This window comes from Chitinophaga rupis, from assembly GCF_900109685.1.
GTDB lineage: Bacteria > Bacteroidota > Bacteroidia > Chitinophagales > Chitinophagaceae > Chitinophaga > Chitinophaga rupis.
The window spans coordinates 299,821-322,568 of the sequence record NZ_FOBB01000010.1; the positions used below are offsets into that span (position 1 = coordinate 299,821).

Annotated in this window: 21 protein-coding genes; 8 read left to right on the forward strand and 13 right to left on the reverse strand. The window is 48.4% G+C overall.

Annotated features, from left to right (window positions below; translation table 11 throughout):
• Positions 1-128: 128 nt before the first annotated feature.
• From BMZ54_RS28465 to sppA, 4 genes are all read right to left on the reverse strand, one after another.
• Positions 129-668 (reverse strand): SRPBCC family protein, encoded by a 540-nt coding sequence (locus BMZ54_RS28465; RefSeq protein ID WP_089919927.1) that lies wholly within the window; start codon positions 666-668, stop codon positions 129-131.
• A 57-nt stretch (positions 669-725) separates the two neighbouring features.
• Positions 726-1,253 (reverse strand): SRPBCC family protein, encoded by a 528-nt coding sequence (locus tag BMZ54_RS28470; RefSeq protein ID WP_089919928.1) that lies wholly within the window; start codon positions 1,251-1,253, stop codon positions 726-728.
• A gap of 48 nt (positions 1,254-1,301) precedes the next feature.
• Positions 1,302-2,399 (reverse strand): ABC transporter permease, encoded by a 1,098-nt coding sequence (locus tag BMZ54_RS28475; protein WP_089919996.1) that lies wholly within the window; start codon positions 2,397-2,399, stop codon positions 1,302-1,304.
• A 115-nt stretch (positions 2,400-2,514) separates the two neighbouring features.
• On the reverse strand, positions 2,515-4,272 hold the full coding sequence (gene sppA / locus BMZ54_RS28480) for a signal peptide peptidase SppA (RefSeq protein WP_089919930.1): 1,758 nt from the start codon (positions 4,270-4,272) through the stop codon (positions 2,515-2,517).
• 121 nt (positions 4,273-4,393) lie between these two features.
• On the opposite strand from sppA, the gene folK reads away from it, so the two are divergent.
• The gene (gene folK / locus BMZ54_RS28485; RefSeq protein ID WP_089919932.1) at positions 4,394-4,879 is read left to right on the forward strand and encodes a 2-amino-4-hydroxy-6-hydroxymethyldihydropteridine diphosphokinase; all 486 of its coding nucleotides are present in this window, start codon (positions 4,394-4,396) and stop codon (positions 4,877-4,879) included.
• A 219-nt stretch (positions 4,880-5,098) separates the two neighbouring features.
• Entirely contained in the window at positions 5,099-5,722 is a 624-nt protein-coding gene (locus tag BMZ54_RS28490; RefSeq protein WP_089919934.1) for a deoxynucleoside kinase, read from the forward strand.
• 94 nt (positions 5,723-5,816) lie between these two features.
• Here BMZ54_RS28490 and BMZ54_RS28495 read toward each other — a convergent pair whose 3' ends face one another.
• Both BMZ54_RS28495 and BMZ54_RS28500 read right to left on the reverse strand, forming a co-directional pair.
• Complete coding sequence (locus tag BMZ54_RS28495; protein ID WP_089919936.1) at positions 5,817-7,043, reverse strand: BaiN/RdsA family NAD(P)/FAD-dependent oxidoreductase; 1,227 nt, start codon at positions 7,041-7,043, stop codon at positions 5,817-5,819.
• 10 nt (positions 7,044-7,053) lie between these two features.
• Positions 7,054-7,368, reverse strand: a complete 315-nt coding sequence (locus BMZ54_RS28500) for a hypothetical protein (protein WP_143081169.1) — start codon at positions 7,366-7,368, stop codon at positions 7,054-7,056.
• A gap of 308 nt (positions 7,369-7,676) precedes the next feature.
• On the opposite strand from BMZ54_RS28500, the gene BMZ54_RS28505 reads away from it, so the two are divergent.
• The 3 genes from BMZ54_RS28505 (at position 7,677) to BMZ54_RS28515 (ending at position 11,924) form a co-directional block, all read left to right on the forward strand.
• A complete protein-coding gene (locus tag BMZ54_RS28505) occupies positions 7,677-10,136 on the forward strand; it encodes an MG2 domain-containing protein (protein ID WP_089919940.1) in 2,460 nt (819 codons plus the stop codon).
• Positions 10,137-10,291: 155 nt separating this feature from the next.
• A complete protein-coding gene (locus BMZ54_RS28510; RefSeq protein ID WP_162277693.1) occupies positions 10,292-10,825 on the forward strand; it encodes a 5' nucleotidase, NT5C type in 534 nt (177 codons plus the stop codon).
• A 4-nt stretch (positions 10,826-10,829) separates the two neighbouring features.
• Positions 10,830-11,924 carry a lipase family protein gene (locus BMZ54_RS28515; RefSeq protein ID WP_162277694.1) on the forward strand — a complete coding sequence of 365 codons (1,095 nt, stop codon included), beginning with the start codon at positions 10,830-10,832 and terminating at the stop codon, positions 11,922-11,924.
• A gap of 80 nt (positions 11,925-12,004) precedes the next feature.
• Here BMZ54_RS28515 and BMZ54_RS28520 read toward each other — a convergent pair whose 3' ends face one another.
• From BMZ54_RS28520 to BMZ54_RS28545, 6 genes are all read right to left on the reverse strand, one after another.
• Positions 12,005-12,412 carry a hypothetical protein gene (locus BMZ54_RS28520; protein ID WP_089919946.1) on the reverse strand — a complete coding sequence of 136 codons (408 nt, stop codon included), beginning with the start codon at positions 12,410-12,412 and terminating at the stop codon, positions 12,005-12,007.
• Between the two features lie 63 nt (positions 12,413-12,475).
• The gene (locus BMZ54_RS28525) at positions 12,476-12,982 is read right to left on the reverse strand and encodes a periplasmic heavy metal sensor (RefSeq protein WP_089919948.1); all 507 of its coding nucleotides are present in this window, start codon (positions 12,980-12,982) and stop codon (positions 12,476-12,478) included.
• Positions 12,983-13,008: 26 nt separating this feature from the next.
• A complete protein-coding gene (locus BMZ54_RS28530) occupies positions 13,009-13,341 on the reverse strand; it encodes a hypothetical protein (RefSeq protein WP_089919950.1) in 333 nt (110 codons plus the stop codon).
• A gap of 46 nt (positions 13,342-13,387) precedes the next feature.
• Positions 13,388-13,969: an RNA polymerase sigma factor gene (locus tag BMZ54_RS28535; RefSeq protein ID WP_089919998.1), complete on the reverse strand. Its 582-nt coding sequence runs from the start codon at positions 13,967-13,969 to the stop codon at positions 13,388-13,390.
• A 34-nt stretch (positions 13,970-14,003) separates the two neighbouring features.
• On the reverse strand, positions 14,004-16,955 hold the full coding sequence (locus BMZ54_RS28540; RefSeq protein ID WP_162277695.1) for an outer membrane beta-barrel protein: 2,952 nt from the start codon (positions 16,953-16,955) through the stop codon (positions 14,004-14,006).
• A gap of 653 nt (positions 16,956-17,608) precedes the next feature.
• A complete protein-coding gene (locus BMZ54_RS28545; protein WP_089919955.1) occupies positions 17,609-18,799 on the reverse strand; it encodes a hypothetical protein in 1,191 nt (396 codons plus the stop codon).
• A gap of 327 nt (positions 18,800-19,126) precedes the next feature.
• Between BMZ54_RS28545 and BMZ54_RS28550 the strand changes: the two genes are divergently transcribed.
• From BMZ54_RS28550 to BMZ54_RS28560, 3 genes are all read left to right on the forward strand, one after another.
• Positions 19,127-19,933, forward strand: coding sequence for a helix-turn-helix domain-containing protein (locus BMZ54_RS28550; protein WP_089919957.1), 807 nt, complete (start codon positions 19,127-19,129; stop codon positions 19,931-19,933).
• Between the two features lie 94 nt (positions 19,934-20,027).
• On the forward strand, positions 20,028-20,513 hold the full coding sequence (locus BMZ54_RS28555; RefSeq protein WP_238386713.1) for a GNAT family N-acetyltransferase: 486 nt from the start codon (positions 20,028-20,030) through the stop codon (positions 20,511-20,513).
• 8 nt (positions 20,514-20,521) lie between these two features.
• Positions 20,522-22,303 (forward strand): DUF885 domain-containing protein, encoded by a 1,782-nt coding sequence (locus BMZ54_RS28560; protein WP_238386714.1) that lies wholly within the window; start codon positions 20,522-20,524, stop codon positions 22,301-22,303.
• A gap of 219 nt (positions 22,304-22,522) precedes the next feature.
• On the opposite strand, the gene BMZ54_RS28565 is transcribed toward BMZ54_RS28560, so the two are convergent.
• Positions 22,523-22,748 (reverse strand): integrase core domain-containing protein (locus BMZ54_RS28565; protein WP_143081112.1); only part of this gene is annotated, 226 nt, incomplete at its 5' end.

The window sequence follows — 22,748 nt, forward strand, 5'->3', positions numbered from 1 at the left end:
TAGATTATTGATTTTATGGCTTAAGAACCGTGCAGGAAATTACAGCTATTCAATAGATCTGAGGCTACCATTCATCCCTTTTTTTAGCACCGTTTCCTCCTTAATTATTAATTCTTAATTATTAACTGCTACTTCATTTTCTCGCATCTGGCTTTCAGCTCCGTCAGCCCCTGCTCTACCTGCGGGCCCATTAAACGGTCGGCCATAAAACCGCGGAGCTTCCACCAGGGTTTCCAGCCCAGCTTTGTTTCCATATACCAGTGTATAACAGTACCGGTGCCTTCTTTGGAGGGTCTTATTTCCAACCCGCCCATCATAGGCCGCATATCTTTGAACAGCATGTTATAATAAACACCTTTATCAGGCTCGCTCCGTAAAACGGTCAGTTTACCGGAAGCGGCGTCATTGGCGCTGGTCCAGCTGTACCAGGCATTTTTTCCTTGTGAAGGGTTGGAGAATTGCAGGGTATTCGCTGCTTCTAATTTGGTCCAGGGATTCCACTCCTGCCAGGTTTTAAGCTCGTTGATCTGGCTGTATACCACGGCCACTGGAGCATCAATTACACCGGAGCGCTCTACCACCGCCTTGGAGGGGAATAACAGCGAAAGCAGGAAGATAAGCACTGCAAAGCAAAGTACACTGATTATTAATAGTTTGATAAAACGCATGTACGAAATTACACACAAAAAGCTAAAAGCTAAAGGCTAAAAGCTAAAAGCTGCACATCAGCTACTAACCTTTGCCAGCTGTTGCAGGCCCCGTTCAAAATCGCGGCCTACCCACTTATCCATCATCAGGCCCAGGAATTTACGGGCGGGGTTCTGCCCAACCGTCATTTCCATGCCCCAGGTAACGCGGGTGCGCTCTCCTGCCGGCTCAAAACGGAAATAACCTTTGCTGCTGCCCTGTTCCATAAAATTGATGGAAGTAGCTATAAATTCATACGGGCGGGATTCTGTGATCAGTAAGCTGCCACGGCCCACATTACGCTTTTTACTTTCCCAGCTGTAACCGGCGCCGGCGCCGCTTTCCTTTTCACCGTACACAATTTTCATCTCAGGGTCCAGCTGGTGCCAGGGCGACCAATGCTCCCAGTTACGCAGGGTATCCACCTCACGGAATACAACGTCGGGCCGTGCGATCATCACCAGGGATCGTTCAATTTTTAAACGGGCAGGCAGGTAAAGGGAAAAAACAAACAGGCCCAAGATAAGGGCAGCCAAAGCGCCCAGAATGATGTACAGGACTTGCATGTATCCAATTTAAGAAAAAAAAGGCAGAAAAGGTGGAGTTGTTAACGGCTACTCCCACTTAAACACTTTAATGGTAACCGCGTAAATAATAACACCCCACAGGGTAAGCACACCCAGCTCTGTACCTACGTTCCATAAGTGCTGACCCTCAAAGGCTACTTTACGGAAAGCATCATTCAGATAGGTAAGCGGCAGCGCGCGGCATACCGGCTGCAGCCAGCCGGGCAACGCATCTATAGAAAAGAAAGTACCTGCCAGCAGGAACTGCGGCATACTGATCACATTGGCAATAGGCGGTATAGTGCTTTCATTACGGGCTACGCTGCTTACCAGGAAACCAAATCCCATAAACACCACCAACCCGAATAAAGACAGGAATAACATTTCCACGAAAGTAACCGCGCCATGTACCAGCGTAAAACCAAAGGCAAAATGCCCCAGGCCAATGATCACAATAGCGCCAATAAGCTGGAACAGCAGGCGGGATAGGGTTTCGCCCATAATAATGTAAGCCCGCTTAACCGGGGTGGCAAAAAAGCGTTTTAATACCAGGGTTTGCCGTAAGCTGAAGAACAGGAAAGCAGTACCAAACACCGCTGCGCTCAGCAAAGAAAAGCCCAGCATACCGGGTAAAATAAAGTCAATGGTCTTATAGGCGCGGCCCGGCACTACAACACTGTCTATATGCGCTACAGAAGGCCGTTTATAGAACCGGTCATCAATGCGGTTAATTACATCTGTTAATATAGACTGGAATACCTGGATCTTATCTATACCTGCGGTGGAAGAACGCACCTTTACCTCATATGCAGGGTTAGCAGCCGGCCCGGTTTTTTGGGTGATGTGCACGATAGCCGTTAAGCGGCCTTTGATCATATCATCTTCCATTTCTGCAGCCGGCTCGTTGATCAGCTTTATGCTTTTTACAGCAGCCAGGCCTTTATAAATATAGCTGGCCGTATCAGTGCCCGCCGCTACGCCCACCTTTACAGTTACCACACTGTTCCCGATAAAACCAAATACCAGGATGAACGCCAGGGGAAACCCAATAGTGAAAGCTACCGTGGAAGGACTGCGGAGAATAGCCCGTAAGCTGGCTTTTGTAATTGCCATCATGGCCTTCCATTGACTGTACTGCACTGCCATAAATAAGAAACTGCTTTGAAAATTTGGTAAAACTAAGATTGTTTTGCCCATTTCCATAAAAAATCCCGGAACACTGCCCGGGATTTAATTATATTTTAAGATGTGCCACAGCACATTATTTGATCGTCACATCAAAAGGCAGCCTTGCCTGTACCTCACCGTTCATCAGCTGCAGGCGTTTGATCTGCTGGTAAATAGTATAGTTGGCGCCCAGCTCTTTTTTCACCATGGTTTCGCTGGTTTCACCGCCAAGGCTTTTCAGCAGCCTTTCCAGCGGCTGCTTTACTTCCGGGTACTCACGCAGGCGGTAAGAGGATATTTTGGCCATCTTTGCAGCGCTGGCGATGGCATCATTAATACCACCCAGCCGGTCTACCAGTCCTAACGACTTCGCCTGTACGCCGCTCCATACACGCCCCTGTGCAATGCTGTCCACCACGGACTGGCTAAGCTTACGGCCCGTTACCACGCGCGATTTAAAGGTAGCATAAATACTGTCTACCCCTTTTTGCACAAACTTCCTTTCTATATCCGTCATGGGGCGGGTAGCGCTGCCCAGGTCAGCATACTGACCGGTTTTCACACCATCAAACGTAACGCCCAGCTTATTCTTAAAGAAGCTTTGCAGGTTCATCATCACCCCAAACACGCCAATAGAGCCTGTTAAGGTATTGGGTTCTGCAAAAATAGAATCTGCCATACAGGAAATATAATACCCGCCGCTGGCAGCATAATCCCCCATTGATACGATCACCGGCTTAGCTTTTTTAGCCAGCACCAGCTCCCGCCAGATGCTTTCAGAAGCCAGTGCGCTGCCGCCGGGCGAGTTTACACGGAACACAATAGCCTTAATGCTTTTATCCAGCCGCAGCTTGCGGATCTCCTTTATATATTGTTCGCTGCTGATGGTCACATCGTCGCTTCCATCACCGCCTACAATATTGCCCTGTGCATATAACACCGCAATCTTACTATCGCCGGAGGTGGATTTATAATCTGCTGCGCTTTCATATTTTGTGAGCGACACAAAATTAATATCCGCATCTTTTTCCAATCCTATCCGGGAACGCAGCGCTTCCATTACCTGGTCGTCATATTTCAGTCCATCCACCAGCTTATAGCTAAGCGCATCCTGCGGGTTCTGGATCAGTCCTTCATTGGCATAACGGTGTAAGGTGGCGGTATCCAGCTTACGGCTTTTACCAATATTGGTGAGGTAGTTGCCATACAGCTGGCCCAGGTAAGCGGCGGTTTGAATGCGGTTGGCTTCTGTCATCTGCGTTTCACGCAAAGGCTCAGTAGCGCTTTTGAACTTGCCATCGTAGAAGATCTCCGGGTGTATTTCCAGCTTTTCCAAAGTACCTTTCAGGAACATAATGGTGGAGGAGAAACCGGCAAAATCCAGGCCGCCCTGGGGATGCAGGAACACCTTATCAGCGGCGGATGCCAGGTAGTAAGCCTGCTGGGTCATACCTTCCCCATACGCATATACGAATTTGCCCGACTTTTTAAAGTTAAGCAGAGCGCGGCGCAGCTCCTCGCTGGTAGCGAAGCCATTAGGGTTACCGTCTGTTTTCAGGTAAATGCCTTTAATATTATCATCGTCCGCCGCATGTTCCAGGATCCGTACCACGTCGTATAAACCCGGTACTTCATTGGCCTGGCCCTTTAACAGGGAATTAAGCGGGTTGGAAAGTTTTTGCTCATTGTAAGGCTGGCTGGTTTCAAGCACCAGTACTGCATTAGGACTGATCACCACCTTTTCAGGCGATATTGCCTTGCCGATCATGACCATTAATACAATTACGCCGATCACTGCAAATACAATAAATGCCAGGAGGGTCGCTAAGAAGATTTTTAGAAAGCTACGCATAAATATTCGGATCAGTTTTGCCGGGTGATTAGTCTATAGTATGCCCAATTGTTGTAAAGACCAATTCCAACTGTTTTTTCAAAAATAAGGAATATGGTTACTTTTGCGCCGATAAATATACATGAATACAGCAATATTACTTATAGGTGGCAATTTGGGAAACCGCCCCGCACTGCTTCAACAGGCCGTGCAGCTCATTGAGCAGCAGGCCGGTAAGGTGGTAAAATTATCGGGTCTGTATGAAACTGCTCCCTGGGGTAATGTGCAGCAGCCGGACTATCTGAACCAGGCCTTGCAGATCTCCACCCCGCTGGCCCCCCTGCCCCTGCTGCATACCCTCCTGAATATAGAACGTGAAATAGGCCGCATCCGCCAGCAAAAGTGGGGCGCCCGGGTAATAGATATCGACATTATTTTTTATAATGATGCCGTTATTTCCCTGCCGGAGCTGAAAATACCGCATCCCCGCATGCAAAACCGCCAGTTTGTGCTGGTACCGCTGAATGAAATACTGCCGGATTGGGTGCACCCTGTTTTCCAGCAAACCGTACATGCCCTGCTGGCCGCCTGCGATGATGAGCTGCCGGTGAAGAAAGTTGGCAGTTAGCTTTTAGCTGTTGGCTATTAGCTTTTAGCTTTTAGCTTTTAGCAGTCCGGGAGCCAATACTGCAGCTAAAGCAAGCTTTAATTCAATTGAACTATAATAAATTGAACCTTAATAAAATTAATTGGCAATAACATCAGCAATAAGGCACGGCTATTCATTGATCTACAGATCACTGACGGCCAACTGCTAAAAGCTAAAAGCCAACAGCTAACCGCTAAAATGAACTACCGCTTTATAACCATAGAAGGCAACATTGGCGCCGGCAAAACCACGCTGGCCCATATGCTGGCGCAACACTTTAACGCAAAACTGATCCTGGAAGAATTTGCAGACAATCCCTTTTTGCCTAAATTCTATGAAAAGCCGCAGCAATATGCCTTTCCCCTGGAGCTGTTCTTTATGGCAGAACGCTATAAACAGCTGAAAGATATGCTGCAAACACAGGACCTGTTCAGCAACCTGGTAATATCCGACTACCTGTTTGTAAAAAGCCTGCTGTTTGCCAAGATCAACCTGCTGGAAGAAGAATATAATTTGTATCAGAAACTTTTTGATATTATTAACCCACAGCTGGTACAGCCGGATCTGCTCATTTTCCTCAATGCCCCTGTTACCCAATTGCAGGCAAATATTAAAAAACGTAACCGCTCCTACGAGCAGCAGATAGAAGACGATTACCTGTTAAGAGTACACAACATGTACACCCAATACCTGAAACAGCACCCGGTACGCACCCTGATGATCGATACCACTAAAATTGATTTTCTCGCTAATCCCGCCGATTTTCAACGGATCCTGGATGCGTTGGAGAAGGAGTACGAAGTGGGGATAAACTATTTATAGATGCTGAACGCCGAACGCTTAACGCTGATTTTGTTTTGCTTCTTCTTTGAGCGTTGAGCGTTGAGCGTTGAGTGTTTAGCGTTGCGTTTAGCGTTCAGCATTTAGCGATTGCTTGCGCAGCAATATACCCGCTCGTCCAGGCATGCTGAAAATTAAACCCACCGGTAATGCCATCCACATCCATCACTTCTCCCGCAAAATATAAGTTGGGCTGCAGCTTACTTTCCATAGTAGCGGGATTGATCTCTGTTAGCTGCACACCGCCGCAGGTTACAAATTCCTCCTTAAAAGTAGTTTTCCCCTTTACCGGCAGCTCCATGGCTACCAGGTTTTTCACCAGCAGCTGCTGCGCTTTGGCCGGCATATCGGCCCAGCGCACAGTTTCGTGTATGCCTGCCTGTTGCAGCAGGAACTGCCATAAACGCTGGGGCAGCTCAAAAGGATTTTTATTATACATTTTTTGTCCGCCCAGGGAATGGCGCAGGTCCTGCATTTCTTCCCGCAGGCTGTTCTCATGGTAATCCGGCACCCAGTTAACCAGGGCGGTGAAAGTGTATTGCATTTGCTGCAGCTCCCGGGCACCCCAGGCCGACAAACGCAGTACTGCCGGGCCACTCAGTCCCCAATGGGTGATCAGCAACGGCCCCTGCTCCTGCAATTTGGAGCCCGTTACCTTTACCAGTGCCTTGGGTACACTTACGCCCATGAGCGCCGTAATAGGATGGCCCGGCATATTTAAGGTGAACAGGGAAGGCGCCGGTGCAGCTATGGTGTGGCCGGTAGCTTTAAGCCAGTTAAACTTGTCGGCCTGCGCATACCCGCCGGCAGCTATACACAGGTAATCCGCATCCAGCGCAGGGCTGTGCTGCAATTGTACCTGCCAGCGGCCATTTGCAGTGCGTTGCAGGGCCGTTACCTCCTGCTGCATCAATATGCTTATTTTATACAGGTCTGCCTCCCGCAGTAAACAGTCAATAATGGTTTGGGAGCTGTCTGTAACCGGGAACATACGGCCATCAGCCTCTGTTTTAAGCTCCACGCCCCTTTCTGCGAACCAGTTAATAGTGTCCGGCACAAAAAAATGACCAAAGGCTTTTTTTACAAAGTGCTGTCCCCGCGGGTAGCGCTGCGCCATATAACCAATATCCGGGGCAGCATGCGTAACATTACAACGCCCGCCGCCAGATACCTTTACCTTGGATAACAGCTTACCCGTTTTTTCCAGCAGCAGCACTTCCAGCTGCGGGCACAACCTGGCCGCATTCACCGCGCAAAAGAAACCCGCTGCGCCGCCGCCGATAACGATTAGTCGTTTATTCATCACAATTCAATTAACACCTGGGTATTTGTTTCCAGGACTTAAACATGCTATCTGCTTTTTTTAAACAATCCTGCACCGTTTCCCACTCCACTACTTCATAGATATCCGGATCTTCCGGTACGATCCGGATAAAGATCCTTTGACCCAGGTAATATCTTCTACGATCTACGCTACTTTTTAATTTGAGCAGCTTTCCATTCAAATAACAGGTGGCTTCTATTGTAATACCGCTTTTGCGGGTATGTACGTCGCTGACAGATGCAATCAGGTATACGCCGTCTTTAGCAAGCCACTTGTCATGTTTATGTCTCTGTATAAGTGACACAACAACAAATATCCCCAAAAAGGGTAAGGTAAGGATCATGAACTTAGCGCTTGCCGAAAGACCTTTAAAGCTCCTGTAATTTATTTTTCTTATAAAATTCATATAGTCTTTTTCCTGCCATTAACAATGCTACAGGCATGACCTTCACGTTTTACCAATGAACGGCAGATATCTTAAATTTTTCTTAAAATCCCCCTCTCTCCTCCACTTTCTCCGCCTGCAATAATAAGTAAACCGCCGTTATTCTTATATTGTATAAATTGTGCCGCATATTTTTGGTTATTATTCGTGTTCTAAAAAGATATTTCATGCAAAAATTACGCGCCCTTATGCAGCCGTTACGTACACGCTGGTGGATCCCCGCCTGCGGTGTGGTAATGCTGGTTAGCGCTTTTTCTTTTTTTCCGGCCGATGACTGGAGCGCCCGTATAGTGCAGGCCCTGGACGATTTTGCCAGCCGTTACCCGCAGCAGAAAGTGTACCTGCACATGGATAAAGATTATTATGCAGCCGGGGAAACCATCTGGTTCAAGGCCTACATCACCTTACAGGGCCTACCGGATACCCGGGCTACCAACCTGTATGTGGAGCTGGTAGACCAGAACGGTGCCATTGTGCAAAAACGCTTATTTGCAGCCGGCAATGCCGGCGCCGCCGGTAACCTGGACCTGCCGGAAACACAAAAACCAGGTATGTACCAGGTACGGGCTTACACCGCCTGGATGCTGAACTTTGATCATGCCCTGCTTTTTTCCCGCAACATAGAAGTGTTTGACCCCCAGAAGCGGAACAACCCGCCACCCCGCGACAGTACTGCTGTTACGGCTTTTGCCGTACAGTTCTTCCCGGAAGGGGGCGATATGATCATTAACCAGAACAACACCATTGCCTTTAAAGCCATTGACCAGAATGGTTATCCCATAGCCGTTGCCGGTAGTGTGCAGAACAGCAAGGGCGCTAAAGTGGCCACGCTGCAAACCATACATGATGGTATGGGCCAGTTTGACCTGCAACCTGCCAGCGGCAACGAAAAATATAAAGCCGTGGTAAAAGCCGCCAATGGCCAGGAAAAAACCTTTGACCTGCCCGCCGTGAAAACCACCGGCGCCGGTTTAAAGGTGTACAACCGCGGCGCACGCGTATTTTACCAGGCCATGATAGCAAACCTGGCCGATACTGCGTATGATGAGCTGCTGCTCATAGGACAGATCAACGACCAGCTGGTATATAAAGCACCGCTGAAAGTATCTGACGGCCGTATCAGCGGCTTTGTACCCACACAGCAAATGCCCACCGGCATTATGCAGCTAACGCTGTTTGGCAAGGGCGGACAGCCCTTATCAGAACGCCTGGTGTTCCTTCGCCAGAACGATCTGCTGCCCCTGCAGCTGGAACAGCCTGCCTTTAACAGCGAAGAACGTGCGCCTAACAGCGTAACCCTGAAGGTGCCGGATTCACTGGAAAGCATTTTGTCGGTAGCCATCACAGATGCCGACCTGGTAGTAAAGAACAATGATGAGAACAACATTGTGTCCAACCTGCTGCTTACCTCAGACCTGAAAGGTTACATTCATAACCCCGCCTGGTACTTACAGGATACCGCTAAAGCCCGCCTGCAGGCGCTTGACCTGTTAATGCTCACCAACGGCTGGCGGCGTTTCAGCTGGGAAAAGATCCTGAACAAACAATACCCGGATACCCGTTATCCCTACGAACAGGGCATCCTGCTGAAAGGCACGGCCTTTACCAACAACGGCCGCTACCAGCTGATGAACGGGAAAGTGGATTTCATCATCAAACAGATCACGGATAGCTCTACCTCCATTGTATCTGCTCCCACTAACGGTATGGGTGAGTTCAACCTGCCCGGTCTGGCTTTCCTGGATACGGCACTGGTATATTACAAGGGTAATGACCAGCAGCAGCGCTGGAAAGATGTAACGGTAAAATTCAACACGCATTTCTTCGAGAATAGTGTGCCGGTTACAGATCCTTTCCCCCTGCGGCTACCCCCGGCTATTGATTACAATACGCTGAAGAATTACCTCGCTACCGCTTATGATGGCAACCGGGTGAACCGCTCCATTAACAGCCGCGCTATTTTGCTGAAGGAAGTAAATATCCGCGAGCGCAGGGTTACCAAAGAGGAAACCATGGATAAAAAGTATGCCTCCGGTATGTTTGCCGGTGGCGATGGTTATACGTTTGATATGACCAAAGAGACGAGCAGCTACATGAATATTTTCCAGTACCTGCAGTCCAGGGTAGCCGGCTTGCAGATCACCGGTAACCTGAGCGATCCCAGCCTTAGCTGGCGCGGTGGCCGCCCCTCCCTGTACCTGAACGAAATGCCTATAGACGCCAGCATGATCAGCAGCATACCGGTTACGGACATAGCCATGGTAAAAGTATTCCGTCCGCCGTTTATGGGCGGTTTTGGCGGTGGCGCTAACGGAGCCATTGCAGTGTACACCAAAAAAGGCGGTGAGGGTAACGACAATACCGTGAAGGGTTTTGAGCTGTACCGCAAGCCCGGTTATGCAGTAGTAAAACAATTTTATTCACCGGACTATAATGTACATAAAGACGTGCATTCCCTGGCGGATAAACGTCTTACACTGTACTGGAACCCGGATCTGCCGATAGATACCACTACCCATACCGCCACCATCAAGTTCTTCAACAACGACTTCTCCAAACATTTTCGTGTAGTGGTAGAAGGTATAGGTGCAGATGGTACGGTAGGAAGAGTGGAGCAGGTTTATTAATTTAGTCCATGGCCGATGGTCCATAGCCCATAGCCTTTTGCGTAATGGAGGTATTAAAAGTCTAGGCAGGTAATGCTTTAATCGAAATACAATTCACTGCGAAGCAGGCTATGGACCATCGACTATGGACCATGGACTCAATAAAAACTAGCAGAATGGACTACATCCCCTCTATTGCAATTGACATGGATGAAACTATTGCAGATCCTATTACAAAAGCGCGGGAATGGTATTACCGGGATTATGGCAGGGTATTTTCCGAAGAAGAACTGCACGGCAAAACCCTCTCTGAAGCCCTGCCCGTAGATCATGCAGGAAAAATACTGGAATACCTGAACACACCCGGCTTCTTCCGCGACCTGGCCATTTTCCCCAATGCACAGCGGGTTATAGAAGAATTAAATAAAAAATACCGGGTATACATTGTATCAGCCGCCATGGAGTTCCCCAACTCCCTGAAAGATAAATACGACTGGCTGATGGAGAATTTCCCCTTTCTTACCTGGCGGCAGTTCTGCCTTTGCGGCGATAAAAGCCTGGTACAAACGGATATGATGATCGATGATCTCATCCGCAACTTCAAATATTTTAAAGGCAAGCCTTATTTATTCACCGGCCACCACAATGTACATATACAAGGGTATGAACGTATATTGAACTGGGAAGATGCGGCCGCGAAACTATTATAAGCATATGCATAAACGCTTACTGGTAGCCTGCATATGGTTGTGCTGCTGCTTACCTGCAACAGCACAGCAACTGCATCCGGGCTTTAACCCCAGGGAATATGAGCAGCTGCTGCGTGTAACGGCCCTGCAAGCCGATACGCCCTGGACAAAGGTTGTAGTGCCTTACCCCGAAAACTGTAACCTCGTATACCGGTCGCCGGTAGTGGGAATGGAAAACCGCTGGGACCTCTGGCTCTGGAACAATCAGGTAGCTATTATCAGCATACGCGGCACCACCGGCACCGCTACCTCCTGGCTGGAAAACTTTTATGCCGGGATGATCCCCGCCACCGGCGCACTTCACCTGAACGACAGCACCGATTTTCATTATAAGCTGGCGCAGGACAGCAGCGCTTATGTACATGCCGGCTGGACGCTGGGCATGGCCTCTATAGCCCCGGACATTGTAAGTAAAATAAAAGCATACTATCAGAAAGGCATACACGAATTTATTATCATGGGGCATAGCCAGGGCGGCGCCATTGCCTTCCTGCTCCGCTCCTACCTGCAATACCTGGACGATCCTGCTTTCCCGAAAGATATTGTGCTGAAAACCTATTGCAGCGCAGCACCCAAACCCGGTAACCTGCGTTATGCATACGACTATGATTTTATAACCCGCGATGGCTGGGGTTTTCGTGTAATAAACCCGCGCGACTGGGTACCGGAAACACCTTTTTCCCTGCAAACCACTAATGATTATACCGCCGTAAATCCTTTCCGGAATGTTAAAAAAGCGCTGCGCAAACAAAAGTTCTTCATCCGCCTGGCAGTAGGCTATATGTATGGCCGCCTGGACCGGTCAACCAAAAGGGCCAGCCGCCGCATGCAGCGCATCCTGGGGAAGATGGCATATAAACAGGCCAGCAAAACGGTAAGGGGATATGAACGCCCTGATTTTGTGAACAGCCACAACTACACGCCGGCAGGGTCGCCTGTGATCTTATACCCGCAGCCGGGTTACGATGAAAAATTTCCTTTTGACGGTAAGAATGTATTCACACACCACATGCTGCTACCGTATGTGTACCTGTTAAAACAGAATTATAAGCTGGATTAAAAAAAGAATGATCAACCACCAGTTTTAACACCGGTAATTGATCATCCATAAACAAAACAAACAATCAATCCGCCTTAAAGCTATTTGCTGCTGCCTATCCTGCCGCCACCGCCACCAGGACGGCCTTCGCCACGTTTCTTCTTCATTGTTTCCAGCGCATCAGTATACTTCTTGTACTGATCATCGCTCAGGAAACCTTTCACTTTAGCGTCCCGTTCATCAGCCAGCTTCTTAAAAGCTTCGCGGTCAGGACGGCCGCCACCGGCACGGGCATCTTCGCGCAGCTTATCCATGCCCTTGTAAAATTCAGTGTAAGCATCGCTCAATTTTGTTTTCTGGTCATCCTTGAGGGACAGCTCAGGTGATAACTTGTCAACGGTTTGCTTCACTCTTTCCTCCACAGTACGCCGTTGGAAATTACCCTGTGCGTTGGTGGTTACATAGCCGGCAAATAAAAAGGCCAGCATCAACAGAATCCTGTTCTTCATAATGGTAAGATTTATATTGTATAAAAATGACGTGTTCTAATGGCTACAGCAGAGGGATACAGGTTAACGGTTGGTGCGCGGCGGATGCATGCTGTCGCGCCGGAAAGGCGCCGACATCCGGTAAATGACCTGGTGCACCAGGGTATCAAAACCCGGCCGCTGGGCGGGTTCGCACAGGTTACGCACCTGCTGAAAATGATGGAACGTTTGCAGGTCTATGGCTTGTTGCTTTTGACCAATGATCATTACTGCATTATTCAGCACGGAATCCGGCACATCCGGCACATACAACAGGCGGTAAAAGCTGTCTTTGGCATTCCGCATATCTGCCAGCAGGGGCTTCATTTTTGCCCAGTGCTGATCGCGCAGCTGCTGGTAGGCATTTAACTGCTGTTTTGAAAAACCTGCTTTCGTCTCCAGGATCTCCTTCATTCCCTGCCTGCCTTTGCCATCCCGCCCGAAGCGGCTGCCCGGCGGCTTCATGTTCACAAAAAGCAGCAGCATGCCAAGGTTCGTTAACAATAAAACCCCAACTATGATCAGTAATACTTTATTTTTCGCAATCGCCATTTGTTATTGTTTATTGTTAACCATTTCTACTCCACCTTATCATCATCATACACGGTAGGTACCTGCAGCCGGTATTCATCTGCAAACGCCTGCAGGGTAGCCTGGTCCGTACCGGACACCGAGCTCTCAAACTGGCGTATCACGATAATACTGTTCAGCAGCAGTATAATACAAAGGCCTATGATGGCAATGGAAGGGCGGGCTATCCAACCCGTGGCGCGCTCCCAGGCGCTGCTGCCCTTTTGCTGCAGCCGTGCCTGTAAGCGGGTGAAGAAGAATTCACCTGCTCCGGCCCTGCCGGCGCCATCCAGGCTACGCAGCGTAGCTTCTGTTTCTTCCTGATGATGTTCCTTTTTCACGGTTATGTTCTATTTAATTAGACGATCATTTTTCAAAAAACCTTCGCTATTCAGAGGAATAATATTTTTCCAATAGTTTACGAAGATTTGTTTTTGCACGGTGCATAAGCCCTTCCACGGTAGCGGCGTTCATATCCATTACCTCGCCGATCTCCTTTGCGGGCAAGCCTTCCAGCTTGCTGAGCACAAACACGGCCTTTTGCCGGTCCGGCAGCTGATCCAGGGCTTTGAATAACACCGCTGCCCTTTCTTTATTATCCAGCTGCACACCGGGGTGGTGAAAATCCGGCGCTGCATTATGAATACTTTCATCCTTATCGCCAAACAGGCTGTACACCCTGCCCCAGCGTTTTTTACGGTTCCTTTTCTTCACATGATCCAGCGCTTTGGTTACTGCAATACGATACAGCCAGGTAGAAAGCTTTGCATCTCCCCTGAATGAACCGATGGATTGATAGACCTGTACAAATACCTCCTGCGCTACATCTTCCGCATCAGCCTCGTGCTGCACAATACCCAGCACAGTGTTGTAAACCATATCTTTCCAGGTTTCCACCAATTGCCTGAAAGCAGCCTGCTCACCTTTTTTAAGCGCTTCCGTTAAATACTGATCCGTGAACCTGTCCAAATTGCTCAATTAATGATAGATAATTCTTTAGACCTTAAGGCATGCCAGGTCCGCCCCTGCCGGGGTCCATACCAGGTGCACCACCAGGTGCGCCGCCGGGCGGGCGTCCGAACATGCCATCGGGGCGGCGCATCATATTACGCTCACGCTCCAGCTCCGGTTCAGCCGGGGCTTTGCTGCCTTTGTAATTTTTTATCTTATAAGTAAATGTAAGCATAAAGTACTGTTTCAATACCTGCGACTGCACATCCTCAACATACGTTTCAGTAGGCGTGCGGGTAATGCTGCGGTTCTGGTTCAGCAGGTCAAAAATGGTTACGCGCAGCTCTGCCCGTTGTGCCTTCAGGAACTTTTTACCTGCACCAATATTCCATAACCAGTACTGCTGGTTAAAACCGTCTGTTAACCCGCTGTACAGCTGGTTATTCAGGTCACTGTTAAATACCCAGCCGTTCTTTGACAATAAATTCAGCCGGAACGAAGCGGTATGGGAAAAATAGGTATTGTTCAGCGTAGGCTGTATGCTGTTCCTGAGATCATTGAAGTTAGCGGAGTATGACAGCGTAAAATCCACGTACTCGCTGACGTTGCTGGAAAACACCGCGCCCAGGTTATAGTTATAGCTGTTTGAAAGATTGGTAACGTTATTTATAATGCCCGGTGTGCGGGTATAGGTGAAGCCCGCATTCCAGTTCAGGTTTGTTTTAATAGCCTGCACAGGCACTCCAAAGGTTAAAAAAGATCGTACGCTCCAGTAACCATTCATATTCACGGGCTTGGCCAGCTGAGAGCCCTTGAACAGTGTAACCGTTGGCGTTATTACGGAGTCCTTGGTGGCAATGTAAGTAGCATTAGTTACATAGTCCTGCGTATTCTGTAAGAACACGTTGGCAAAAAGGCTGAGGCCTTTATCTGGCCGGGTATAGCTATAGCGGGTTATCAGCTGGTTGCTGTACTGTTGCTGCAGCGCTTCATTACCAGTAGAGATAAACAGCGGGTTGCTGTTATTGATCACATTCTGCAGCTGACTAATAGAAGGCTGGCTGGTAGATGACCGGAACATAACGCGTAGGGAATGGTTGTCATCAAACTTATAGCGCAGCATGGCATTGGGCAGCAGGTTGCTGAATGTTCTGTGCACATTGGTATTTAAGGGAAAGGTTTGATCGCTGTTCAATTCTGAATACTGGTAAGATACTCCTAAGGACAGCATCTTATCCCGGTTGCCATAACGGTAGGTTAAGCCGGCATTCTGTGTGTTATAGGTGTTCTCAAACACGTTGGAAAGGCTGGTATCCGGCAGTACATATTTACCCGTGAACTCATCAAAGTGAAAAGTTTCCTGGTCAGCATTGTTCTTTGACCATGACGGGTTATAGTTCACCTGCAGCTGGCTGCTTTTTCCCAAGGGCTCCGTATACGCTATGTTGGCAGATACCTGGTAACCGTTATTCTTTGGGTTAGACTGCTGCAAGGTAGAATCATTTACACCGGCCTGCCCCTTGTAGTAAATATTATAAGCCTGCTGATTACGCTGCCCGTCTTTATCATTGGCGCTGAAGTTAAGCCCCAGCGATATAGTACGGCCCCTTTTACCAAACGCATGGCGGTACAGGATCCCGTTATTGGTATTGTACCCGCTGGTGTTGCTGGTTTGCTGGTTATTAGACCGGCTGAGCAGGCTGGTATCTGAATAAGAGTTTAAACCATTTGTTTGGGAAAAGGCATCGTACTTCTGAAAGCTGATGCCCGGTGTAAAGATCAGCATGTTGGCTGAATCTATCTTATACTCCACACGCAGGTTCACACGGTGATTGTAATTACTGTTATTCGTGATCTGCGTTTCGTCATAAAACAAGCTGCTGTCGCCGGTAAGATACGTTTGGCGGTTGGTAAGCTGGTTGTTGGAGTTGTTGGTATTGTTAAAAAAGTAGCTGCCATTCACCGTTACCTTTTTGCCCCACACATCAGAAAAGTTTACTCCAATGGAATTGGTTTTGGTAATACCCGCCTGCGAGCCTACCAGGAAGTTGCCGGCATTACCGCCGCCACCCCCACCGCCTGCTCCGCCACCGCGGCCACCGCCGCCTCCACGCCCGCGGTTACCGCTGGCATTGCTTACTACGCCCAGCAGATCCTGCGTGGCAAAATTCTGCTGGTTCACATTGTTGGTTAAGCCAATAAGGGAAATACGGCGGTCGCCATTGAACAGGCTCACGTTGCCGCCTGCGGAGTAACGGTCGTCTGTTCCATACCCGGCAGATATTTTTCCGAACTGCGAGTTGCGCATTTGCCCACGCGTAACAATGTTAATGGTCTTGTAAGAGTTACCATCATCAAAGCCGGTGAACTGTGCCTGATCGCTCAGCTTATCAAATACTTCTATTTTATCTATCACTTCAGAGGGCAGGTTACGCAGGGCCAGGGTAGCATCTTCCCCAAAATATTCCTTACCGTCCAGCAATACTTTTTTAACGTCTTCCCCATGTGCTTTCACGGTTCCATTCTCCACGGAAATACCCGGCATTTTCTTTACCAGGTCTTCTGCAGTAGCATCCGGGTTGGTTTTATAGGCGCTGGCATTATAAGCCAGGGTATCGCCTTTTTGCTGTACCGGTGGTACAATAGCTTCTATGGTTACGCCTTTTAAAGTGGTAGAACCCCTGTTCAGGAACAGAATGCCCAGGTCCTGCGCATCGGCGCTAAGCGTAATGGTGCGGTTCACATTCTTATAACCAAGATAGGAGACCGACATTTTATAGGACTGCGCCTTTAAATGCGGAATGCTGAAGGCGCCGGTAGCGTCTGTAACGCCGCCCACTATCTGGGTAGAGTCTGTTGCAGCTACCAGCCTTACCGTGGCTCCGGGTATGGGGAATTTTTCTTTTCTATCCTGTAAAACGCCTTTTAACTGCAGGTCCTGCGCCAGGGCGGCCTGTGTTACAGCTAATGCAAAAAATGCCAGCAAGGCGATACGTTGTATCATTGTATTCATTGAAATGATTATACCTTATTGGACGACAAAGCGGGGCAGAACCTTTGCGGCCGTGAAGAAAAAAGTTGGCCGTAAGCAGCGGGCGGTTGGCAGTCAAAAAAGACGGTTTCGTCGGATGGGAGTATTCCGGGCTGATGGTATGGTGACCGGAGAAAACTTATACGGGCTTAACAGCGGATTAACGAATAAGGGATTTTTAAGTTTTATGTTTGCCAGGTAAGTAAATCATAGCAATCAAATTTTTCGCAGCATAGTTACTCAGCCCGAAAGGGAAGGGAACATTATCAATCAGGGCGCAAAAAAGGGGTACCGTTATCGGCGCCCCTTCGTTGTTTTTAGGGGAGGATGGTCTACTGTCCGCGTAGGGGAAAAGATAATATGCTGACCCTTCTTAAAATAAGAAACCCCGGTTACAAACCGAGGATTTAGTCCGGGCCATCCAGAGCCGTACAGCTCTTTTGATCTGGAAGGATACAAAGGTAGTAAACTCACTCCAATCAATATCTATCGCTTAAACATTTATATAAACAAAAAGAGGCGCCCACAACAGGCACCTCTTTATTTATAACACTGTAAACACTCTACAACTTAATATCCACACATAAAATGGCGGCTACTCTCCACCACAGACTGCCAACTGGCAGCTAATCCTTCAGCTTATGCAGGAACGTCGACAACTTAAACAACAGCTCATCCTGCAAACCGGCCCGTAGCTTGGCTTCCTCGTCCGTTACACCTAAGCGGCGCAGGCGCTGGTAATGTACATAAGAACCGCCAATGATCTCCAGGCATTCCTGGATCTTTTCTTTGGTTTCCAGCTCTTTGGCGCGTTTATCAAATTCTTTTTTAGTCAATATCTTATCCACAAAATAAAAATTGTCTTTATCCTCAATCCAGTCGTGCCCTTCGCGGTGCTGCGGCTTGTACACTTCCAGGTAACAGGCATCCAGGCGCAGGAGCTTACCAAACTCAGTACGTATATCTATTACCGTTGGTTTCTCTGCAGCGTTGTCGGCCAGCTTCTTTTTAATAAAACGGCTGATCTCCACACCCATTTCACCGCTGCTCATCAGCACCTGGTTCAACTCAGAATATTCCAGTCCTATGCTAATGCGGTTGTAGCGGTTACCAGTCCTGATCTTACCAAATAAACGCGGGTTGCCCTGTTCATCAAACACAATATCCTCAACCTGCATTTTGCTGATGGTGCGGTAGTTGGGCAGGTAACCTTCTTCTGCCGGCGTAGCCCTTTTGGCAGGCGCCTTGGGAGCGGTCTGGCGGTGGCTGAACTGTACGAAATCATCCACAAAACGCAGCTGCTGCTTTTTAAGCTTGGCATACATTTCATGTGTATTGTACTCCGGCATTTTGCTTAACACCAGCAGCTCATTCCAGCTGTCAAAGTGCTGTACTTTTTTCAGCTCGTCCAGCACCTCTACCGGCCCCATATTACGGCGGTACAGCAGCTCTGCCACTAAAAAGATGGCATATTCATGCACGGTATAACCGAGCTCCGGCAGCACATCATACGGACTGCGTTTTTGATCGCGCGCATGGTTCAACACTTCAATATCTGACATAACCGGTGCTAATAAATATGTTCTGGCTGCAGAACGCAGCTTTTTGCTTACATAGTTCAGCAGGTGATCGGTCACCTGGGCATTCTTAACAAAATCATGCAATATCTGTACAAAGCGTTTGGAGGCAGGCAACCCAAACTGCGAAAGGATGTCGTTCTCCATATCGCCTACTTCTTCCTTTCCCGGTTTTACCTGCGGGTCCAGTTGCTGGTAACGGTGATAGTATTCCTGCAATTTCAGTTTTAGCTGATCCATATATCTATATTATTTTATTTTTTACAATTGTTTAACAACCGGTAAGTGATTGCATACCAGCCATTTACGGCATGCGCAATCAATTACAGTATAACTGTTTTAATTTCAACAGGTTAGTAAGTAATGGGTTAGTGGGTTGCTGGGTGTATTATCCGGAGACGGCAGGTGAAGGTATAGCCCCTATCTCCCTGATATTCAACTAATAATAGAAAAGCCCAGCCTGTTCGCCGAGCTAGTAAGTAGATTTTGCGAATGCAAATATAAGCAATTCCGGGACAATCAGCAAGCAATAGTGTCTTTGCCGGGGATGTTGTATTTTTACCACCTATGGCCGGCCAACATCCAATTGTATTCACCAGCGGGGACTATGCAGGACAAAAAGTGAAAGAAGTACACTTTGGTCCTATCATTACTACAGAGACTATTTTTCCCGATGGCTTATCGTCCCAGTGGCACTACCATTCCAATCCTCATTTTTCACACATCCTTTCCGGTGGCAGTAAAGAGATCCGTAAGAACGGTTCGCAGCAGCAGGCCGCAGGTACGGGCTTATATTATTACCCGGGAGTGCCGCATCAGAACATGGATTACCGTGCCGGCACCCGCATTTTTAATATAGAGCTGGAACCTGCTTTTTTTGAACAATATGAGCTGCCTGTACCTTGCGCTTCCTTTATGGAAAAGGAAAGCATGGAGCTGAATACCGGCGGCTTAATGAAGCTGCTGAAAGAGCATTACCGCCAGGATGCAGATACTCCTATTGCTATGGACCAGCTGTGCATACAGCTGCTGCAAACAGGACAGCCCACGGAAAAGTATTTTCCTGAATGGGCGCAGAAGATCAGAACAGCGCTGCAGGATCAGTGGAATGATCCGCTGACCTTATTGCAGCTGGCGGAACAATTACAGCTGCATCCCGTTACCATCTCAAAACATTTTTCAAAATACTTTCGTTGCAACTTAGGCGAATACCGCCGCAGGTTAAAAGTAGAGCGTGCTTTATCCCTTATACGCAGCACTCCCCTTTCCCTTACTGAAATAGCCTACAGCTGCGGTTTTGCAGACCAGGCGCATTTCACCAAAACCTTTCAGCAGGTAACAGGCCTGCTGCCCAAACATTACAGGCATCTCTGATCCCTCATCTTTTTCTTCAGGCTAATTACATACAATTTCGCGCAGCGCGCCTGCCTTTACTTTGCACTAACCGTTTAACCAATAAACAGAAACTGTGCAAAGTGCTCTAATAAGGCCGGTACAGCCGCAGGATAATGCAGCAATGGCCGCCATCATCCAACAGGTGCTGAAAGAATTTAATGCTAATAAACCCGGTACTGCCTATTTTGATCAAAGTATACATGATCTCTACAACTCCTTCCGCGCAACGGCAGCCGGGTATTGGGTTATAACATCGCAGCAGCATTTATGGGGTGGTGGCGGCATTTATCCTACGGAGGGCTTACCTGCCGGTTATTGCGAGCTGGTAAAGCTATACCTGCTGCCCGCTGCAAGAGGCCGGGGATGGGGCAAACAGCTTATTGTACAATGTTGTACGGCCGCTGCCGAAAAAGGTTACACGCACATGTACCTGGAAACTATGCCCGAGCTGCACACTGCTATTCCCTTATACGAAAAAATGGGCTTTGAATATTTAACTGCCCCCCTGGGCCAGTCAGGCCATTACAGCTGCACTGTGTGGATGGTAAGAACATTATAACAACTTTTATGAGAAACATGAAGAAGGTTGTACTGCTATTAATGATAGCAGTAACAGCTATAGCCACTGCTGCCGCACAGACAACAAAGCTACACCGTTTATTTGAAGATTATCAGCAGGAATACCAGCAGCTTTTTCCACTGGATGCCACCTTTGCAGGTGACCACCGCTATGATGACCAGCTGCCGGATGATATTTCCGCTCCCTTCCTGGCACAGGAGCATAGCTTTTACGAAAAATACCTGCAGGCCTTACATACTATTCAGCGCAGCAGCTTAAATACGGCCGACCGCATCTCGTATGATGTGCTGCAGGAAATGCTGGAAACCGGCCTGGAAAAGAAAGACCTGCGGCTGGAATACATGCCGGTAAATCAATTCACCTCTCTGCCTGCGCTCATGGGGCAGTTAGGCACCGGCACTTCTGCACAGCCTTTTAATACCGTAAAGGATTATGATAACTGGCTGAAACGGCTCACTGCCTTTGTTCCATGGATAGATACCTGCATAGCCAACTTTAACAAAGGCATACAAACCGGTTTAGTGCTGCCTAAGATCCTGGTTATAAAAACCATTCCGCAAATGACTGCGCTGGCAGCAACAGATACGGCTAAGAATGTGTTTTACCAGCCATTAAAGCACCTGCCGGATTCCTTTGCTACTGCAGATAAGCAACGCATATCACAGGCCTATCAACAGGTGCTTGCACAACAGCTGCTACCGGCATTTAAAAGGCTGGCAGATTACCTGCAAAACACTTATTTGCCTGCCGCTACAGACAGTGCAGGACTATCGGCCGTGCCGGGCGGCGCAGCCATTTACCGTTACTATATACGCTTTCATGCCACTACGGATGAAAGCCCGGAAAGCATTTACCAAACCGGCTTACGGGAGGTGGCGCGTATTACGCAACGCATGGAAGCGCTGAAAGTACAAACCGGTTTTAAAGGCACTTTGCAGGAGTTCTTTCATTACCTGAGAACAGATCCTAAGTTCACGCCATTTACCACACCGGAACAGGTGCTGGATGCCTACCGCCGTATTTATGAAAAGATAAAACCACACCTGCCCGCCCTGTTTGAGCTATACCCTAAAACACCTTTTGAGATCAGGCGGTTTGAGGCTTTCCGTGAAGCATCGCAGGCCGGGCCTGCATATGTAGTTGGCTCCGCAGATGCTACCCGCCCCGGTGTGTTCTATGTACCGGTGCCAGATGCTACCAAGGTGAATGTTACTTTTTATGGGCTGGAGGTAAATTTTATTCATGAAGCCATTCCCGGGCACCATTTCCAGATATCGCTGCAGCAGGAAAACAAATCGCTGCCGGCTTTCCGGCGGCAGCCTGCCTTTAAGGGTTTTATGGAGGGATGGGCCCTGTATTGTGAATCACTGGGCCCCCTGCTGGGCTGCTACACCGATCCATATCAGCAAATGGGCGCGCTGAATAACGAAATGCACCGCGCCATACGGCTGGTGGTGGATGTAGGCATCCATACCGGTAAAATGACACGTGAGCAGGCCATTGCCTACATGATGGCCCATGAGCCGGTGAGCGAATCCATTGCCATAGCTGAAATAGAGCGCTACATGGCCTTTCCCGCACAAGCGCTTACCTATAAGATCGGGGAATTAAAGATCCAGGCATTGCGGAAGAAATACGAGCGGCAGCTAGGCCCGGCCTTTAACCTGCGCAGCTTCCATACTGCCCTGTTACAGCAGGGTGATATGCCGCTGAATGTACTGGAAAGTTACCTGGATGAATGGGCTGCCGGGCAGACAAAGAAGCATTAATAAGCTAATATTCACCTGTACATACGCCGTATATAAGCCGTCTCTTATAAGGGTGGGCTTATATACGGCGTATATAGGGAGTATATACGGCTTATATACGGCTTATCTATTTCCTGCAACCGATGTTAATGAGGATTGTCTTAGTACAGAAAAACCTTACAGTTGACGTATTGAATGCAGAATTGGCTTTACATGTTGTAGATTGTTTCAGCGAGCGCTTTACAAGGGTAATTTACTCATTGTTTTTTTTCTTGGCTTCCATTTTTTGGCCAAAGGGCCTGTTCTGGTATGTGCCTCATTGGGCGTCAGATAGTTACAACTCATATGAGGCCTGACACGGTTATAATAGTCGATGGCCTTACCAACAGCATTGACGGCGTCGCCATAGTTGCTAAACGTCCTTTTCAGCCCAAACTCATGTTTTAAAATGCCATTTACGCGTTCT

Excerpts from the sequence above, each read along its gene's own strand:
- BMZ54_RS28520 (WP_089919946.1), bottom strand. The coding sequence starts at position 12,412 with ATGAAGAACAGGATTCTGTTGATGCTGGCCTTTTTATTTGCCGGCTAT.
- BMZ54_RS28495 (WP_089919936.1), bottom strand. The coding sequence starts at position 7,043 with ATGAATAAACGACTAATCGTTATCGGCGGCGGCGCAGCGGGTTTCTTT.
- BMZ54_RS28540 (WP_162277695.1), bottom strand. The coding sequence starts at position 16,955 with ATGATACAACGTATCGCCTTGCTGGCATTTTTTGCATTAGCTGTAACA.
- BMZ54_RS28545 (WP_089919955.1), bottom strand. The coding sequence starts at position 18,799 with ATGGATCAGCTAAAACTGAAATTGCAGGAATACTATCACCGTTACCAG.
- folK (WP_089919932.1), top strand. The coding sequence starts at position 4,394 with ATGAATACAGCAATATTACTTATAGGTGGCAATTTGGGAAACCGCCCC.
- BMZ54_RS28505 (WP_089919940.1), top strand. The coding sequence starts at position 7,677 with ATGCAAAAATTACGCGCCCTTATGCAGCCGTTACGTACACGCTGGTGG.
- sppA (WP_089919930.1), bottom strand. The coding sequence starts at position 4,272 with ATGCGTAGCTTTCTAAAAATCTTCTTAGCGACCCTCCTGGCATTTATT.
- BMZ54_RS28475 (WP_089919996.1), bottom strand. The coding sequence starts at position 2,399 with ATGGCAGTGCAGTACAGTCAATGGAAGGCCATGATGGCAATTACAAAA.
- BMZ54_RS28560 (WP_238386714.1), top strand. The coding sequence starts at position 20,522 with ATGAGAAACATGAAGAAGGTTGTACTGCTATTAATGATAGCAGTAACA.
- BMZ54_RS28510 (WP_162277693.1), top strand. The coding sequence starts at position 10,292 with ATGGACTACATCCCCTCTATTGCAATTGACATGGATGAAACTATTGCA.
- BMZ54_RS28490 (WP_089919934.1), top strand. The coding sequence starts at position 5,099 with ATGAACTACCGCTTTATAACCATAGAAGGCAACATTGGCGCCGGCAAA.
- BMZ54_RS28470 (WP_089919928.1), bottom strand. The coding sequence starts at position 1,253 with ATGCAAGTCCTGTACATCATTCTGGGCGCTTTGGCTGCCCTTATCTTG.
- BMZ54_RS28525 (WP_089919948.1), bottom strand. The coding sequence starts at position 12,982 with ATGGCGATTGCGAAAAATAAAGTATTACTGATCATAGTTGGGGTTTTA.
- BMZ54_RS28465 (WP_089919927.1), bottom strand. The coding sequence starts at position 668 with ATGCGTTTTATCAAACTATTAATAATCAGTGTACTTTGCTTTGCAGTG.
- BMZ54_RS28550 (WP_089919957.1), top strand. The coding sequence starts at position 19,127 with ATGGCCGGCCAACATCCAATTGTATTCACCAGCGGGGACTATGCAGGA.
- BMZ54_RS28515 (WP_162277694.1), top strand. The coding sequence starts at position 10,830 with ATGCATAAACGCTTACTGGTAGCCTGCATATGGTTGTGCTGCTGCTTA.